This window comes from Priestia sp. TRM10, assembly GCF_057808375.1.
Window position 1 is genome coordinate 1 of sequence record NZ_JBJZOT010000011.1, and the last position, 16,560, is coordinate 16,560.

Here is a 16,560-nt window from a genome sequence, read left to right on the forward strand (position 1 = left end):
GGATCAAACTCTCCATAGAAAGTTTGGTTTCATCTTTCGATGTCCATAGCTTTTTGTTTCTTATAAGAAACGTTGTTTTAAAAATAAAATAGAATTAACGTTGACGTATTTTGTTCAGTTTTCAAAGAACTTGTCTTAAGCGACTTACTTAGTATAACTCATATCTACTAAGCTTGTCAACCTCTTTTTTTTAGCTCTAAGTTATCTTGAGCTGACTTTTAAAATATTATCATAGAAATACTTACATTGACAACCCCTTTTTCACTTTTTTATAAAATTTCTGCAATGTATAGACCATTCTTCTCTGATAAGTCTAGAAATGAAGCATCTTTATCAAGTCTAATAAGTGGATTGGAAAGATCACTTTGATTAATAAAAACAATTTCTCCTCTTTGATTATTATTTAATGAAATTCTTCTTCCAATGGCTGTTGAAGATATTTCTTTCATAAGGATTGTGAGATACTCAAAATCATATTTTCCAAAAGTTTTTTTTCGCATTTCTTCTAGTACAGTGAAAGGTATTTTCTCCTCTCCATGCGCTTTACCACTTACCATAGCATAGAACGTATCTGCAACTGCTAAAATTTTGCTATAAGGATGAACTTGATTTCCGATAAGACCAAGAGGATACCCTGAGCCATCAAGATGCTCATGATGTTGAAGAACAGCAAGCTTGCTTCCCTCTGTTAACAAACGTAGGTGTCGAACCATTTGATAGCTTTTACTAGGATGGGCTTTAATCATTCTTTTTTCAGTTTCACTCAGCACCTCATTACTTTTCAAGAAAAGATGCTCTTTCACACGAGAAAACCCACAGTCCATTAAAAGTCCTGATAAAGCTATGTCAACCCATTCCTCTTGTTTAACGTTCTTTTTCCGTCCGATAAAAGCAGCGATTAACCCTACAGCTACTGGGTGATAATAAAAATAATTTTCTTTTGATTGATATCTACAGAAATTTAAAATATGAGAGGAAGTAGAAAAATCTTTGAAAAAGGGAATAAATCTTTTTCTGATATCTATCATGTCAACCATCATCCCAGCTTGCCATCCTTGAAATATTTTCTTATATTCCTCTATAGTTTTTTTATATTGATCAACAAATGTATTATACTTTTCAACACTCTCATATAATCCATTTATTTCTTCTTCTGGATTAGACAATGATGTTCTTTCTTGAACTCTTATCTCTTTAATGAGAAAAGCTCGCAAAACTTGTATTCTATATTTTGTAATCTTCATTCCTTTTGGCATAATAATATGCCCATCTTGAGAACATACATCCTCTTTCACAACAAAGCCTGCTTTTAAATCTTGAACTAAAACGTTCACTATTCTCGCCTCCTCAAACAGCATTTCTATGAATGAGTAAAATTATACTAAAAAAAGAGCGCATATAGCGCTCTTTTTTCATTGATTTTATTTAGAAGGTTTAATCTTCTTGTTCCTCTGTTTCTTCACCTTGAGGACTTTCAAGATGTTCTCCTTCTTCATCAAGATCTTCATCTTCACTTTGTACACGAGCAACAGTTGAAACATATTCATCATCACCAAGACGAATTAGTTTAACTCCTTGTGTATTTCTTCCTGTTTGAGAGATGTCCTCAACAGATACACGAATAAGAACACCATGAACAGTAATAAGCATTAAATCATCGTCAAGATTAACAGATTTTAAAGCTACAACATCACCATTTTTCTCTGTAATGTTACACGTCTTGAGTCCTTTACCACCACGCGTTTGGATACGATAGTCTTCAACTGGAGTTCTCTTTCCATATCCATTCTTCGTGACTACAAGAATATCATCTTCATCTGCTGAGATTTCCATTCCCACTACTTCATCATCATTAGCAAGAGTGATTCCTTTTACACCAGTAGCTGTTCTTCCCATTGAACGAACATCGTTCTCATCAAAACGAATAAGCAATCCTTTCTTCGTTCCAATGACCATATGCTGTTCTCCATTTGTTAGGCGAACAGAAATCAATTCGTCTTCTTCACGAAGATTAATTGCAATCAGTCCATTAGTGCGAATATTCTCAAAGGATGACAGTGGTGTTCTCTTAGCAATTCCATCCTTAGTTGTGAAGAATAGATAATCTGTATCTGTGAATTCTTTCACTGGGATAATAGCATTAATCCATTCTCCTTTTTCAACTTTTAGAAGGTTAATGATTGGTAGACCTTTTGCTGTTCGACTATACTCAGGAATTTCATACCCTTTTGTTCGGTATACTTTTCCTTTATTTGTAAAGAATAGAATCGTGTCATGTGTAGAAGTTGTTAAAAGCTGTTCAACAAAGTCATTTTCATTCATATTCATCCCTTGAATGCCTCGTCCACCCCGACGCTGACTTTTATATGTTGAAACAGGAAGACGTTTAATATAACCATTATGCGTCAATGTAATAACAATGCTCTGCTCTGGAATTAAGTCTTCATCTTCAATGTTTTCAATGCCACCATCTAAAATTTCTGTTCGGCGGTCATTACTAAACTTCTCTTTCACTTCTGTAAGTTCTTCACGAATGATTTCAAGTACTTTTTCATCATCTGCTAGAATTGCGCGAAGTTCTGCAATTAAAGCTAATAGGGATTGGTACTCAGCTTCGATTTTCTCTCTCTCTAGACCTGTCAAACGTTGAAGACGCATGTCTAGAATTGCTTGAGCTTGCTTTTCAGAAAGAGAGAAATTCTCCATTAACCCCTCTTTAGCTATATCTGCTGTTTGAGAACTACGAATAAGCTGGATGACTTCATCAAGGTGATCAAGTGCAATTTTTAGTCCCTCTAAAATATGAGCACGCGCTTCTGCTTTACGCAATTCAAACTCTGTACGGCGACGAATAATTACTACTTGGTGATCAAGATAATGTTGTAAACACTCTCTCAGACTAAGTACTTTAGGCTGACCGTTAACAAGCGCAAGAGTGTTGATTCCAAAGCTTGTTTGTAAAGCTGTATGTTTATAGAGATTGTTAAGAAGTACGCTTGCATTCGCATCACGACGAACTTCAATAACAATACGCATGCCACGGCGATCTGATTCATCACGTAAGTCTGTTATTCCATCAATTCTCTTATCACGAACTAGATCAGCAATTTTCTCAATAAGCTTTGCTTTGTTCACTTGGTAAGGAAGCTCCGTTACAATAATTGTTTCTTTTCCATTGCTCTTCTGTTCAACATCCACTTTTGCTCTTAATGTAATAGACCCTTTTCCTGTTTCATAAGCTTTACGAATCCCACTTCTTCCAATGATATGAGCTCCTGTAGGAAAATCAGGACCAGGAATAATGTCCATAAGCTCCATTGTTGTAATCTCTGGATTTTCACTAACGGCTAATACCCCGTCAATTACTTCTCCAAGATGGTGTGGTGGAATGTTTGTAGCCATACCAACAGCAATTCCTGACGAACCATTTACAAGAAGATTAGGGAAACGAGAAGGTAAAACAACAGGTTCTTTCTCTACCCCATCATAGTTATCTTGATAGTCGATTGTATCTTTATTAATGTCACGCAGAAGTTCCATAGAGATTTTAGACATCTTAGCTTCTGTATAACGCATAGCTGCTGCTGCGTCTCCATCAATTGATCCGAAGTTTCCATGGCCGTCAACAAGCATATGACGATAGTTGAAATCCTGTGCCATACGTACCATTGCATCATAAACGGCTGAATCACCATGTGGGTGATACTTACCGATTACTTCCCCAACAATACGTGCGGATTTCTTATATGTTTTATCAGCGGTAATTCCTAAATCATTCATTGCATAGAGAATACGACGGTGCACAGGCTTAAGTCCGTCTCTCACATCTGGTAAAGCCCTTGAAACGATAACGCTCATTGCATAATCAAGGAATGAAGTTCGCATTTCTTGGCTAATGTTAATTTCATGAATTCGAGAGCTTGGCGTATCTGCCATAACAGTAAACCTCCTTGTGAGACCCAATAACAAGTCTCTGTTCCATATATAATGCAGGATAAGAACTCATCAACTTACCCTGCACCGGTGTTAAATATCTAGGTTTTTCACATATTTTGCATTTTCTTCAATAAAGTTTCTTCTCGGTTCTACTTTGTCTCCCATCAAAATCTCAAATGTTTCATCTGCCTCCATTGCATCTTTCAAGCTAACTTGAAGCAATGTTCTTGATTCAGGATCCATCGTTGTTTCCCAAAGCTGCTCAGGATTCATTTCTCCAAGTCCTTTGTAACGCTGAATACCAGGCTTTGATGTTCCAGAGAAGTTTTGAAGAACTTGTTCTAAGTCACGATCTGTGTAAGCATATTCAACTTTCTTATTTTGAGAAACTTTATACAATGGTGGCTGTGCAATGTATATATATCCTTTTTCGATAATATTTCTCATATAACGATAGAAGAATGTTAGAAGAAGTGTTCTAATGTGAGCTCCATCAACATCTGCATCAGTCATAATTACGATTTTATGGTAACGAGCTTTTGAGATATCAAAGTCTTCTCCAATACCTGTACCAATTGCTGTGATAATAGCTCGAACTTCATCATTAGAAAGAATACGATCAAGACGTGCTTTCTCTACATTAAGGATTTTACCTTTTAGAGGTAGGATAGCTTGGAAGTGGCGATCACGCCCTTGTTTAGCAGAACCTCCAGCTGAATCACCCTCAACAATGTAAATCTCACCAATTGATGGATCTTTTGAAGAGCAATCTGCAAGTTTTCCTGGTAGATGTGAGACTTCTAAAGCACCTTTACGTCTTGTAATTTCTCGTGCTTTCTTTGCAGCAATACGGGCTCTTGAAGCTGTAAGTCCCTTTTCAATAATACGTCTTGCAACACTTGGGTTTTCAAGTAAGAAAGTTTCAAAGCGTTCTGTAAATAATGAATCTGTGATTGTACGTGCTTCACTATTTCCAAGCTTTGTTTTTGTTTGTCCTTCAAACTGTGGATCAGGATGCTTAATAGAAATAATCGCTGTTAAACCTTCCCGAACATCTTCCCCTGTTAGATTTGTATCATTGTCTTTAAAGATTTGATTCTTTCGCGCATAATCATTGATTACACGTGTTAAAGCTGTTTTGAAACCAGACTCGTGTGTTCCACCTTCGTACGTGTTGATGTTATTGGCAAACGAATAAATATTGCTTGCGAAACCATCATTGTACTGAAGCGCAACCTCAATGGAGATATTATCTTTCTCTCCTTCTACATAAATCGGTTCTTCATGAAGAACTTCACGTGAACGGTTTAAATGTTCTACGTATGACTTAATTCCGCCTTCGTAGTAATATACATTCTCTTTCTCTTCTTCACGTTTGTCACGGATAATGATTTTAATTCCACGATTTAAAAACGCTAACTCGCGAAGACGGTTAGCAAGTGTATCATAGTCATACTCCAATGTTTCTTGGAATATTTCTGGATCTGGTTTAAAGTGAGTAATTGTTCCTGTATGGTCAGTTTTTCCGACTACTTTAATATCTTCTTGAGGAATGCCTCGCTCATATTTTTGATAATGAATTTCTCCATCACGATGAACATGCACTTCTAAGAAAGTAGAAAGTGCGTTTACAACTGAAGCCCCTACCCCATGAAGTCCACCTGACACTTTATAACCGCCACCGCCGAATTTACCTCCTGCGTGTAAAACAGTCATGATAACTTCTAAAGCAGGACGACCTGTTTTTTCGTGGACACCAACTGGAATTCCACGTCCATTATCTTGTACAGTGATACTATTATCTTTCTCAATTGTGACAGTAATTTCATCACAAAAACCTGCTAACGCCTCGTCAATACTATTATCAACAACTTCCCACACAAGGTGGTGAAGACCTTTTCCACTTGTAGAGCCAATGTACATACCAGGTCTTTTCCGGACGGCTTCCAAACCTTCTAATACCTGAATTTGATCAGCTTCATATGATTGGTTTTGTACTTCTTTTTGTTCCATTGTCAACTATATCACCTACACTTTTTATTGGGCCAAATCACTTTCATCCTCTCATAAAGAGGACAATCCTTTTCCCTCCCCTGAGCTAGGTTAAATTGATCTTGAATATGACTCTTTTATTCCCATTAACAGACTGTCAAACTTTCTCAATCTCCCCAGCTTTCACATGAAAGGTGGTTGCTTTTTGTAACGTTTCGTGGTGAATCCCGTCAATATTTGTTGTTGTCACAAAGGTCTGAACTTTTCCTTGAATCGTATTGAGCAAATGTGACTGACGATAATCATCTAATTCAGATAATACATCATCGAGAAGTAGAATCGGATACTCTCCAATCTCTCCATGAATAAGCTCAATCTCAGCAAGTTTTATAGAGAGTGCTGTTGTACGCTGCTGTCCTTGAGAACCGAAAGTTTGCACATCTTTATCATTTACGTAGAAAATTAAATCATCGCGATGTGGACCTGCTAATGTGATACCTCTGTCGATTTCTCTCATCTTTATTTTATCAAACTTTTCATAGTATGCTTGTATCATTTTCGACAAATCTTGTTCAGCTGATACATCAATAGAACTTTTATATTGAATTTTCAGCGTTTCAAGCCCTCTGCTTATCCCATGATGAATAGGCTCTGCCCAATCTTGAAGAAGCTGTAGAAACTCATATCGCTTCTTTAAAACAGATGCAGCGACTTCCGAAAGCTGAGTTGTATAAACATCTAATAAAGATTGATCAGTTACTTTTCTCGTTTGGAGCTGTTTTAAATATTGATTACGTTGATGGAGAATTTTTTGATATTTGGCTAAGTCATGCATGTAAACAGGAGAAACTTGTCCGATTTCCATATCAAGAAATCGTCGTCTTACTTGTGGGTTTCCCTTTACAAGATTAAGGTCTTCTGGAGCAAACATCACAGTGTTCATTGCTCCAATATATTGACTGAGTCGTTTTTGCTCAAGTCCGTTGTACTTAGCCTTTTTCCCTTTCGTAGATACGATCAGTTCAAGAGATAAAGGTCCTGAATTTCGAGTAAGCTCTCCTTGTATCTTAGCAAAATCACAGTCCCACTTAATAAGTTCTTTATCTTTTGATGTACGATGAGATTTTGCCATAGAAAGCACATAAATAGCTTCCATCACGTTTGTTTTCCCTTGTGCATTCTCGCCTAAAATGACGTTCACTTTGTTCTCAAACGAAATAGTAGCTTTCTCATAGTTACGATAATTTTTCAGCTGTAGTTCATTGATATGCAAGATTTCACCAACTTTTATGAAACAACAAATTGACCAACTGTCGGAATATCCACTTGATCACCCGTTCTTAATTTTCGTCCACGGCGATCTTCGCTTTCTCCGTTTACAAAAACCTCATGTTCACTAAGGAACCATTTAGCCATTCCACCAGACTGAATCACGTCTGCAAGCTTCAAAAACTGCCCTAAAGTAATGAAGTCTGTTGAAATTTGCACTTCTTGAGCCATCAATATCTCCTACTTTCCAAAATGATCTATCTTTTTTATTTTACTAAAAAATTTAAAAAGAGAAAAGAAAGCTACTAGTCCTCTTCTAGTAGCTTTGTTCTCTTTATGAATTAATATGTTCGTACTGGTAAAATTAATTGTAACATAGAATCGTCATCTAATGTGCGAATAACAAATGGACGCATAGCCCCTGTGAAGTTTATTTTAATTTCACTGCCCTCTAAAGCCTTAAGTGCATCAAGCATATATTTAGCACTGAAAGAGATTTTTAGGTCTTCCCCATCTACTGATTTACTTTGCACTTCTTCACTTACTTTTCCGATTTCAGGAGAGTTTGAGGAAATCTCAATAATTCCCTCTGGCATTGTAGAAAGTTTAACAACATTGTTTCGTCCTTCACGAGCTAATAATGATGCTCGGTCGATAGATTGAAGAAATTCTTTTACATTCAATACAACATCTGTTTTGCTGTCATCTGGAATAAGACGAGATGTATCAGGATAGTTACCGTCTAATAAACGAGAGAAGAACAGCAGATGTTTTGTTTTAAATAAGACCTGATTCTCTGTAATGACGATATCAACAAGCTCGCTTGAATCATCCAGAATCTTGCTGAATTCATTCAAACTCTTTCCTGGAATTACAATGCTATATTTTTCTTGATTTGTTGTCTCAATTTTAGCTTTTCTTAAAGCTAAGCGGTGGCTATCTGTTGCAATACATGTCAACTCACCATCCTCAAGTTTCCAGTTTACACCTGTCAAGATGGGGCGTGTTTCTGACGTGGACACTGCAAACACTGTTTGTCGAATCATGTTTTTAATTAAGTCTGTAGGTACACTAAACATGTTTTCTTCTTCAATTTGTGGAAGTTGTGGATATTCTTCTGCATCTAAGCCATTTAAATTAAATTCTGCTTTTCCAGAACGGATAACTGTGGAAAAGTTATTTTGAACTTCAATTTCTACTGTTTCTTTTGGCAGCTTCTTAACAATCTCGCTAAAGAAACGAGCTGGTAGAACAATACTGCCTTCTTTTTCAACATCTACAATATGTTTGTCTTCATCTTCTTTTGGAATGAAAGATTCAATTGAAACATCTGAATCGCTTCCTGTCAATGTTACTCCTTCATCAGAAACAACAATCTTGATCCCTGTAAGGATTGGAATTGTCGTACGAGAAGAGATAGCTTTCATCACATCTTGAACACTTTGAACTAAATAATCTTTTTGAATTGAGAATTTCATTTTCTATTGTTCCTCCTTTTTTTATCTGGAGAGTTCTTTTATTTATTATTTTTTAATAAAAAATAGCAGTAGTAATAGTAGGGGCTGTGAAAATGTGGATAACTCTCAGAAACCCAGAAAATAAAGTCTATCCACATGTGGACAGACTGTGTGTAAATGAGTCTAAGTTATTCACATAATTCACTATGATCTTTGTAGCATATCTTGAATTTCTTTAACTTGCTTTTGAAGTTGAGCATCAGAGTCAAGTAATTTTGAAATCTTTTCATGTGCATGGATGACTGTTGTATGATCTCGTCCTCCGAACTCTTCCCCAATTTTCGGTAGAGAGAAATCAGTTAATTCGCGAGATAAATACATAGCAATCTGACGCGGAAAAGCAACTGATTTTGTACGCTTCTTCGCTTTAAAATCTTCTAACTTTACATTGTAATGTTGCCCGACAACACGCTGGATATCATGAATAGTAATAACACGTGGTTTTGAGCTTGGGATGATATCTTTTAGGGCTTCAGCTGCTAAGTCAGCATTGATGTCCTTGTTGATAAGAGATGAATATGCAACAACTCTTATGAGTGCGCCCTCTAATTCACGAATATTCGAGTCAATTTGGTTTGCGATATAGAGCATAACCTCATTTGGAATATCCAATCCGTCTGCTTTTGCTTTCTTGCGCAGAATGGCGATCCTTGTTTCCAAATCTGGAGGGGTAATATCAGTGATTAATCCCCATTCAAAACGTGAACGAAGACGATCTTCTAGTGTTGGAATCTCTTTTGGTGGTCGATCACTTGAAATGACAATCTGTTTGCTTTCTTCATGCAATGTATTAAACGTATGGAAGAATTCTTCTTGAGTTTGTTCTTTCCCCGCTAGAAATTGAATATCATCTATAAGCAATACATCAACGCTGCGATACTTATTACGAAATTCAACTGCTTTATTATCTCGAATTGAATTAATGAACTCATTTGTAAACTTTTCAGAAGATAAGTATACAACTTTTGCTGATGGGTTATGCTCTAATACATAATGACCAATAGCATGCATAAGGTGAGTTTTGCCAAGTCCTACTCCCCCATAAATAAAAAGCGGATTATAGGCCTTTGCTGGGGCCTCGGCAACTGCTAGTGATGCAGCATGGGCAAAACGGTTTCCAGACCCAATAACAAAGGTTTCAAATGTATATTTGGAATTAAGCATGCTTGGAGAAAACTCTGCTACATCATCTACTTTTTTCTTTTTTTCTTTAGGCTGGACAACGTCAAGCTCATTTGAAGATTGGTGTTGAGGGATAATAAATTTAATTTCAAGCTCTTCCCCAGTAAGTGAGTACAGCGTTTCTGAAATTAAGTTTCCATAATGAGCCTCAAGCCAATCACGGGCAAAATCATTTGGTGCTGTAATTGTTAGTGAACTTCCTTGAAGTGAATGTGCTTTTGTAGATTTTAGCCAAGTTTCAAAGCTAGGCTTGCTCAATTTTTTTTGAATTTCTACTAGTGCCTTATCCCATAAATCATGAATATTTTCCAACAATACCCCTCCTTTTTTGAAAACTAAAGGGTTGTACAACTGTTGTACAACTTAGATTTTTAAACAAATTGACGATATAAATCATAATACATATTTATGCAAACAACCAATTGTGAATAAGTATATAATATAGAAGAAACTAGAGTATTCGACAAAATTAACAGCCTGTGGACAAGTTTATATACACCCTGTGGTAAAAATGTCCACACTTTATCCACAATTTGTGGATAAAGTTAGAAATAATGATGATCTATTAAAGTGAAAACAAAAATATCATATCAAAGAAAAACAATAGTTGCAATGAATTTCAGAAACTTATCCACAATGACTACAGGTTGTGGAGTAAACTTTTCCACAGTACTAGATTATGTGTAATATATGTCGATAAATGGTGAATGATCGTTAAAAAGAGGAGTAACTTTATCCACAGAGCACAAAAGGCCTCTAAATGCATAAAGAAAATCAGCCTTTTTTATTGCTCTTGGTTTATTATGGTTTTAATCATTTCATGATTTGAAGTTGACAGAATCGAGGGGTATTCTCTATAATTAGTAAGACTGTCTTTTTAAGATATTCCTCAGGGAGGTGTAATATAATGAAAAGAACGTTTCAACCCAATAAACGTAAGCGTAGTAAAGTTCATGGTTTCCGTAACCGTATGAGCTCTAAAAACGGACGTCACATTTTAGCTCGTCGTCGTCGTAAAGGAAGAAAAGTATTATCTGCTTAGACCACTGAACTGTCAGTGGTCTTTTTTTTTCTTATTTTTATTACAAATTTTCTCGGATAAGCGAGTAAATATTTTATAATTTTGAAATGAGAAGATGCTTTTAAAAAATATATGTAAGAGGCTTCTTAAAGTTGGCTATACTGTTGAATGAAGAAGTCCAGGAGCTGTTAGAGATGGAAAAACGTTATCGTGTAAAACGAAATGAAGATTTTCAGAAAATATTTAAGAGAGGAAAGTCAACGGCAAATAGACAATTTGTTGTTTATACACTCGATAAGCGTGATCAACAAAATTTTCGCGTAGGACTTTCTGTCGGTAAGAAGTTAGGAAATGCTGTAACACGAAATCGAATTAAGCGTTTAATTCGTGAGGCGCTGCAAGAAGTAAAAGATCAGTTGCCAAAAGACAAGGATTATATTATTATTGCCCGCTTTCCAACCGCTGAGATGTCACACAGCGAAATTCAAAAAAGTCTTTTTCATGTTTTAAAACGAGCAAAGCTTATTCAATAGATTTACATCAAAGAGTTGGGCGGGGAGAGAAGGAGGGAAAACGGTGAGAAGTAGAGTTCTCGCTTTATGCCTTGTTGCTCTCTTTTTTCTAAGCGGCTGTACTGAGGTTCAGGAGCCTATTACAAGAGAGAGTGAAGGACTGTGGAACGAGTATGTTGTTTACCCCATTTCACAAACGATCATCTACCTTGCTCAACTCTTTGGGAATAACTTTGGCATAGCAATTATTATCGTTACTGTTATGATTAGAGTTCTTATTTTCCCATTGATGGTGAAACAGATAAGAAATACAAAAGCAATGGGAGCCCTTCAGCCTGAGATTGAGAAGCTGAAAGCGCAGTATCCAGATAAAGATGCTCATTCACAGCAACAGCTCCAAGAAAAGATGATGGAACTTTTTAGCCATTATAATGTGAATCCACTATCTGGTTGTTTACCAATTTTAATTCAAATGCCTATTCTCATTGCTTTTTTTCATGCTATTACGAGAACAAAGGAAATTTCCGAAAATAATTTTCTTTGGATGAACTTAGGTAGCCCTGATCCATACTATTTTCTGCCTATCATTGCGGGCATTACTACTTATATGGGTCAAAAACTGATTATGGCAGGAGCTGAGAATGATAATCCACAGATGGCTATGATGCTTTGGGTTATGCCTGTTATGATTGTTATTTTTGCTTTGAATTTTCCTGCTGCTCTTTCTCTTTATTGGAGTGTTGGCAACATTTTTATGATTGCTCAAAGCTTCTTTGTTAAAGACCATATTGAAAAAAGGACAGCAACTCTTCTGAAAACAACAGAATAATCAAAAAAAGCTTGAGGGAGTCCTCAAGCTTCTTTTTTTAAAAAGATATTGTGAAAGAATTGTTATCCACATGTTAATAATGTAGAATAGAAATGTTTTTTACAAAACAATGTGTATAACTTTCAACAAAAGGCAATTTTGTCTATTATAGATTTATGTTATTCTAATATATTAGAGCTTTATTTTACACAAAACCATTGTTTTTTATAGATAGAATATCGAAAAGAGGTGAAAAATATGCTTGAACTTGATACAATCGCAGCCATTTCAACTCCAATGGGAGAAGGAGCTATTGCTATTGTAAGATTGAGCGGCCAAGAGGCAATTTCTATTGGGGATAAAGTTTTTCAAAGTCCAAATGGTAAACGTCTAAGCAATGTTCCATCACATACGATTAACTATGGCCATATTAAAGATCCAGCTACAGATGAAATTGTTGAAGAAGTAATGGTGTCTGTTATGAAAGGACCTAAAACCTTTACAAGAGAAGATCTTATTGAAATTAACTGCCACGGTGGTATTGTTTCCGTAAATCGAGTGCTACAACTCATTCTCTCACAAGGAGCTCGTTTAGCAGAGCCTGGTGAGTTTACGAAACGTGCTTTCCTAAATGGTCGTATTGACCTTTCTCAAGCAGAAGGCGTTATGGATTTAATTCGTGCTAAAACAGATCGTGCCATGAATGTGGCCTTAGGTCAAGTTGAAGGGCGACTTTCGAAACTTGTTCGTCATCTTCGTCAAGAAATCCTTGAAACGCTTGCACATGTTGAAGTGAACATTGATTACCCTGAGTACGATGATGTAGAAGAAATGACCCATAATGTGTTAATCGAGAAAGCAACAGGTGTAAAAAGTGAGATTGAAAAACTGTTGAGAACTTCTCAACAAGGGAAAATTTTGCGCGAAGGTCTTGGGACTGTTATTGTAGGACGTCCAAACGTCGGCAAATCGTCCCTTTTAAATAGCCTTGTACATGATACAAAAGCTATTGTAACAGATGTACCAGGAACAACTCGAGATGTAATTGAAGAGTATGTAAATGTAAGGGGGGTACCACTTCGCCTTGTTGATACAGCCGGAATTCGTGAAACAGAAGATATTGTTGAGCGAATTGGTGTAGAACGTTCTCGTGAGTATTTAAAAAAAGCAGACTTAATTTTGCTTGTCCTTAACTACCATGATGCCCTTACACAAGAAGATCAGCATCTTTTTGAAGCTGTGAGCGGTATGGATTATATTGTTATTATTAATAAAACAGATCTAGAGCAAAAAATTGATTTAGAACGTGTGAAAACTCTTGCAGGTGGAAAACCAGTCATTTCAACTTCTCTTCTTCAAGAACAAGGGATTGATGAGCTAGAAGAAGCTATTTCTTCTCTTTTCTTTGAAAGCGGAGTTGAAGGACAGGATTTAACATATGTATCAAATACGCGTCACGTAGCGCTTTTAAATCAGGCGAAAAATTCGATTGATGAAGCAATTATGGGCATTGAGAGCGGTGTTCCAATTGACATTGTCCAAATTGATTTAACACGTACGTGGGAGCTTTTAGGTGAAATTATCGGAGATGCTGTTCACGAAAGTTTAATTGACCAGCTGTTCTCTCAATTTTGTTTAGGAAAATAAGGAGGAATACGCAAGATATGCAACAATATGAAGCAGGAAATTATGATGTTGTTGTTATTGGGGCAGGTCATGCTGGCTGTGAAGCTGGATTAGCTTCTGCTCGCCTTGGGGCTAAAACACTTGTGCTCACTCTGAACTTAGATATGGTTGCTTTCATGCCTTGTAACCCATCTGTAGGCGGTCCTGCTAAAGGAATCGTTGTTCGCGAGATTGATGCGCTTGGTGGAGAGATGGGGCGCAACATTGATAAAACATATATTCAAATGCGTATGCTGAACACAGGCAAAGGTCCTGCTGTCCGAGCGCTACGTGCACAAGCTGATAAATTCTCTTATCAACACGAAATGAAAAAAACACTAGAAGAAGAACCAAACCTTACGCTTATGCAAGGAATGGTTGAAAAACTTCTTGTAGAAGATGGAGAATGTAAAGGTGTTATCACAAACACAGGAGCCATCTACAATTCTAAGACAGTTGTTATTACAACAGGAACATTCTTACGCGGGAAAATTATTCTTGGACAGCTTCAATACTCAAGTGGACCAAATAATCAGCAGCCATCTATTCATTTGTCTGAGCATTTAGAGGAACTTGGGTTTGATCTTGTTCGTTTTAAAACAGGAACACCACCTCGTGTAAAGAGTCAGTCCATTGATTACAGCAAAACAGAGATTCAGCCTGGTGATGAATCACCACGTGCTTTCTCTTACGAAACAACGCAATATATTACAGATCAGCTTCCATGCTGGTTAACATATACAAGTGAGCGTACACACCAAATTATTGATGAAAATCTACATCTTTCACCAATGTATTCTGGCATGATTAAAGGAACAGGACCTCGTTACTGTCCATCTATTGAAGATAAAGTGGTTCGTTTTAATGATAAGCCGCGTCATCAAATTTTCCTTGAGCCAGAAGGTCGTAACACACAAGAAGTATATGTTCAAGGGTTATCCACAAGTCTACCTGAACATGTTCAACGCGAAATGTTGTCAACAATCCCAGGTCTTGAAAATGTGGAAATGATGCGTCCAGGTTATGCCATCGAATACGATGCAATCGTACCAACACAGCTTTGGCCAACACTTGAAACAAAACGTGTGAAAAACCTTTATACAGCAGGTCAGATTAACGGAACATCTGGATATGAAGAAGCCGCAGGACAAGGAATTATGGCAGGAATTAATGCAGGTCTTCGTGCATTAGAGCGAGAAGAGTTAATTCTTAGTCGTTCAGATGCTTACATCGGTGTCTTAATTGATGACCTTGTTACAAAAGGAACAAATGAACCTTATCGTTTATTAACATCTCGTGCTGAATATCGTCTTCTTCTTCGTCATGATAATGCGGACCTTCGTCTAACAGATATTGGTCATAAACTTGGATTGATCTCTGAAGAACGCTATGAGAAATTTAATACTAAAAAAGCAGAGATTGAAGAAGAAAAGAAACGTTTATATAACACAATTATTAAAGCAACGGACGAAGTTCAAGAAGTGATTCGAGAAGCAGGTGGAACAGAGCTAAAAGATGCTGTTCGTGCTTCAGATTTATTAAAGCGTCCCGAAATGACATATAGCGCGGTTAAAAAGCTTGTTCCAGCTGATAAGGAACTTGATTTTGATGTTGAAGAACAAGTTGAAATTCAGACAAAATACGAAGGCTACATTCAAAAGTCATTGCAACAAGTAGAACGTCTGAAAAAACTTGAGAATAAAAAAATCCCAGATGGCATTGATTATGATGCAATTACAGGCTTAGCAACAGAAGCTCGTCAAAAACTAAAACAAGTTCGACCACTTACGGTTGCTCAAGCTTCTCGTATTTCAGGGGTTAACCCAGCAGACATTTCAATTTTACTTGTTTATATTGAACAAGGACGTATTGCAAAAGTCTCAAATGAATCTAATTAAATTTATAAATTAAGTTGAAAGGAATTTACCTAATGAATTCTACCCAATTTCAACAGTTGCTGGAGGCGAAAGGGATTTCTCTTTCGTCTCATCAACTTCATCAGTTTGAACAATACTTCCACATTCTTGTTGAATGGAATGAAAAAATGAATTTAACAGGCATTACAGAGAAAGAAGCCGTATATGAGAAACATTTTTTTGATTCTATTTCAGCCTCTTTTTTTGTTGATTTTAAATCTCTACATACACTTTGCGATGTAGGCGCAGGAGCAGGTTTTCCAAGTATTCCTCTTAAAATTTGTTTCCCTCATCTTCATGTTAGCATTGTTGATTCTTTAAAAAAGCGAATTGGTTTTTTAGATCATCTTGTTTCTGAGTTAGGATTGGACAATGTATCTCTTTATCACGATAGAGCTGAGATTTTTGGAAAGAAAGAGCAGTTTCGTGAGAAATTTGACGCTGTAACAGCAAGAGCTGTCGCACGTATTTCAGTTTTGAACGAATTTTGTCTTCCACTTGTTAAGAAAAATGGCACATTTATTGCAATGAAAGGTGCTAGTGCTCAAGAAGAGCTTCAAAATGGTGAAAAATCACTTGAAGTTCTAGGTGGTAAACTTCGTGAAATCCATCATTTCACACTTCCATTTGAAGAAAGTGAACGCTACATTGTGACAATTGATAAAGTAAAAGCTACACCTAAAAAATATCCACGCAAGCCAGGCGTTCCAATCAAAACACCAATTGAATAATGTTTCATATG

At 36.6% G+C, this 16,560-nt stretch carries 13 protein-coding genes; 6 read left to right on the plus strand and 7 right to left on the minus strand.

The window, feature by feature from the left end; translation table 11 throughout:
- Positions 1-269 precede the first annotated feature (269 nt).
- From ACK3CR_RS08440 to dnaA, 7 genes are all read right to left on the minus strand, one after another.
- Entirely contained in the window at positions 270-1,334 is a 1,065-nt protein-coding gene (locus ACK3CR_RS08440) for an HD-GYP domain-containing protein (RefSeq protein ID WP_488975230.1), read from the minus strand.
- Between the two features lie 100 nt (positions 1,335-1,434).
- Positions 1,435-3,936, minus strand: a complete 2,502-nt coding sequence (gene gyrA / locus ACK3CR_RS08445) for a DNA gyrase subunit A (RefSeq protein WP_488975231.1) — start codon at positions 3,934-3,936, stop codon at positions 1,435-1,437.
- Between the two features lie 90 nt (positions 3,937-4,026).
- A complete protein-coding gene (gene gyrB / locus ACK3CR_RS08450) occupies positions 4,027-5,949 on the minus strand; it encodes a DNA topoisomerase (ATP-hydrolyzing) subunit B (RefSeq protein ID WP_019394655.1) in 1,923 nt (640 codons plus the stop codon).
- 136 nt (positions 5,950-6,085) lie between these two features.
- Entirely contained in the window at positions 6,086-7,201 is a 1,116-nt protein-coding gene (gene recF, locus ACK3CR_RS08455) for a DNA replication/repair protein RecF (protein ID WP_328123890.1), read from the minus strand.
- A gap of 14 nt (positions 7,202-7,215) precedes the next feature.
- On the minus strand, positions 7,216-7,428 hold the full coding sequence (yaaA, locus tag ACK3CR_RS08460; protein ID WP_019394657.1) for a S4 domain-containing protein YaaA: 213 nt from the start codon (positions 7,426-7,428) through the stop codon (positions 7,216-7,218).
- 110 nt (positions 7,429-7,538) lie between these two features.
- Entirely contained in the window at positions 7,539-8,675 is a 1,137-nt protein-coding gene (gene dnaN / locus ACK3CR_RS08465) for a DNA polymerase III subunit beta (RefSeq protein ID WP_019394658.1), read from the minus strand.
- Positions 8,676-8,858: 183 nt separating this feature from the next.
- Positions 8,859-10,208, minus strand: a complete 1,350-nt coding sequence (gene dnaA, locus ACK3CR_RS08470) for a chromosomal replication initiator protein DnaA (protein ID WP_061804915.1) — start codon at positions 10,206-10,208, stop codon at positions 8,859-8,861.
- A 595-nt stretch (positions 10,209-10,803) separates the two neighbouring features.
- On the opposite strand from dnaA, the gene rpmH reads away from it, so the two are divergent.
- The 6 genes from rpmH to rsmG all read left to right on the plus strand — a co-directional run bounded on the left by rpmH (position 10,804) and on the right by rsmG (position 16,549).
- Complete coding sequence (gene rpmH / locus ACK3CR_RS08475; RefSeq protein ID WP_019394660.1) at positions 10,804-10,938, plus strand: 50S ribosomal protein L34; 135 nt, start codon at positions 10,804-10,806, stop codon at positions 10,936-10,938.
- A gap of 173 nt (positions 10,939-11,111) precedes the next feature.
- Positions 11,112-11,450: a ribonuclease P protein component gene (gene rnpA / locus ACK3CR_RS08480; RefSeq protein WP_243516100.1), complete on the plus strand. Its 339-nt coding sequence runs from the start codon at positions 11,112-11,114 to the stop codon at positions 11,448-11,450.
- Positions 11,451-11,493: 43 nt separating this feature from the next.
- Positions 11,494-12,258, plus strand: coding sequence for a YidC family membrane integrase SpoIIIJ (gene spoIIIJ / locus ACK3CR_RS08485; RefSeq protein WP_243516102.1), 765 nt, complete (start codon positions 11,494-11,496; stop codon positions 12,256-12,258).
- A gap of 237 nt (positions 12,259-12,495) precedes the next feature.
- Positions 12,496-13,884, plus strand: coding sequence for a tRNA uridine-5-carboxymethylaminomethyl(34) synthesis GTPase MnmE (gene mnmE / locus ACK3CR_RS08490; protein ID WP_243516105.1), 1,389 nt, complete (start codon positions 12,496-12,498; stop codon positions 13,882-13,884).
- A 17-nt stretch (positions 13,885-13,901) separates the two neighbouring features.
- On the plus strand, positions 13,902-15,800 hold the full coding sequence (gene mnmG / locus ACK3CR_RS08495) for a tRNA uridine-5-carboxymethylaminomethyl(34) synthesis enzyme MnmG (RefSeq protein ID WP_243516107.1): 1,899 nt from the start codon (positions 13,902-13,904) through the stop codon (positions 15,798-15,800).
- A gap of 32 nt (positions 15,801-15,832) precedes the next feature.
- A complete protein-coding gene (rsmG, locus tag ACK3CR_RS08500) occupies positions 15,833-16,549 on the plus strand; it encodes a 16S rRNA (guanine(527)-N(7))-methyltransferase RsmG (RefSeq protein ID WP_328123891.1) in 717 nt (238 codons plus the stop codon).
- Positions 16,550-16,560: the final 11 nt, after the last annotated feature.

Coding starts and splice junctions, on each gene's coding strand:
- yaaA (WP_019394657.1), bottom strand. CDS start 7,428: ATGGCTCAAGAAGTGCAAATTTCAACAGACTTCATTACTTTAGGGCAG.
- dnaN (WP_019394658.1), bottom strand. CDS start 8,675: ATGAAATTCTCAATTCAAAAAGATTATTTAGTTCAAAGTGTTCAAGAT.
- mnmE (WP_243516105.1), top strand. CDS start 12,496: ATGCTTGAACTTGATACAATCGCAGCCATTTCAACTCCAATGGGAGAA.
- gyrB (WP_019394655.1), bottom strand. CDS start 5,949: ATGGAACAAAAAGAAGTACAAAACCAATCATATGAAGCTGATCAAATT.
- gyrA (WP_488975231.1), bottom strand. CDS start 3,936: ATGGCAGATACGCCAAGCTCTCGAATTCATGAAATTAACATTAGCCAA.
- rnpA (WP_243516100.1), top strand. CDS start 11,112: ATGGAAAAACGTTATCGTGTAAAACGAAATGAAGATTTTCAGAAAATA.
- rsmG (WP_328123891.1), top strand. CDS start 15,833: ATGAATTCTACCCAATTTCAACAGTTGCTGGAGGCGAAAGGGATTTCT.
- mnmG (WP_243516107.1), top strand. CDS start 13,902: ATGCAACAATATGAAGCAGGAAATTATGATGTTGTTGTTATTGGGGCA.
- rpmH (WP_019394660.1), top strand. CDS start 10,804: ATGAAAAGAACGTTTCAACCCAATAAACGTAAGCGTAGTAAAGTTCAT.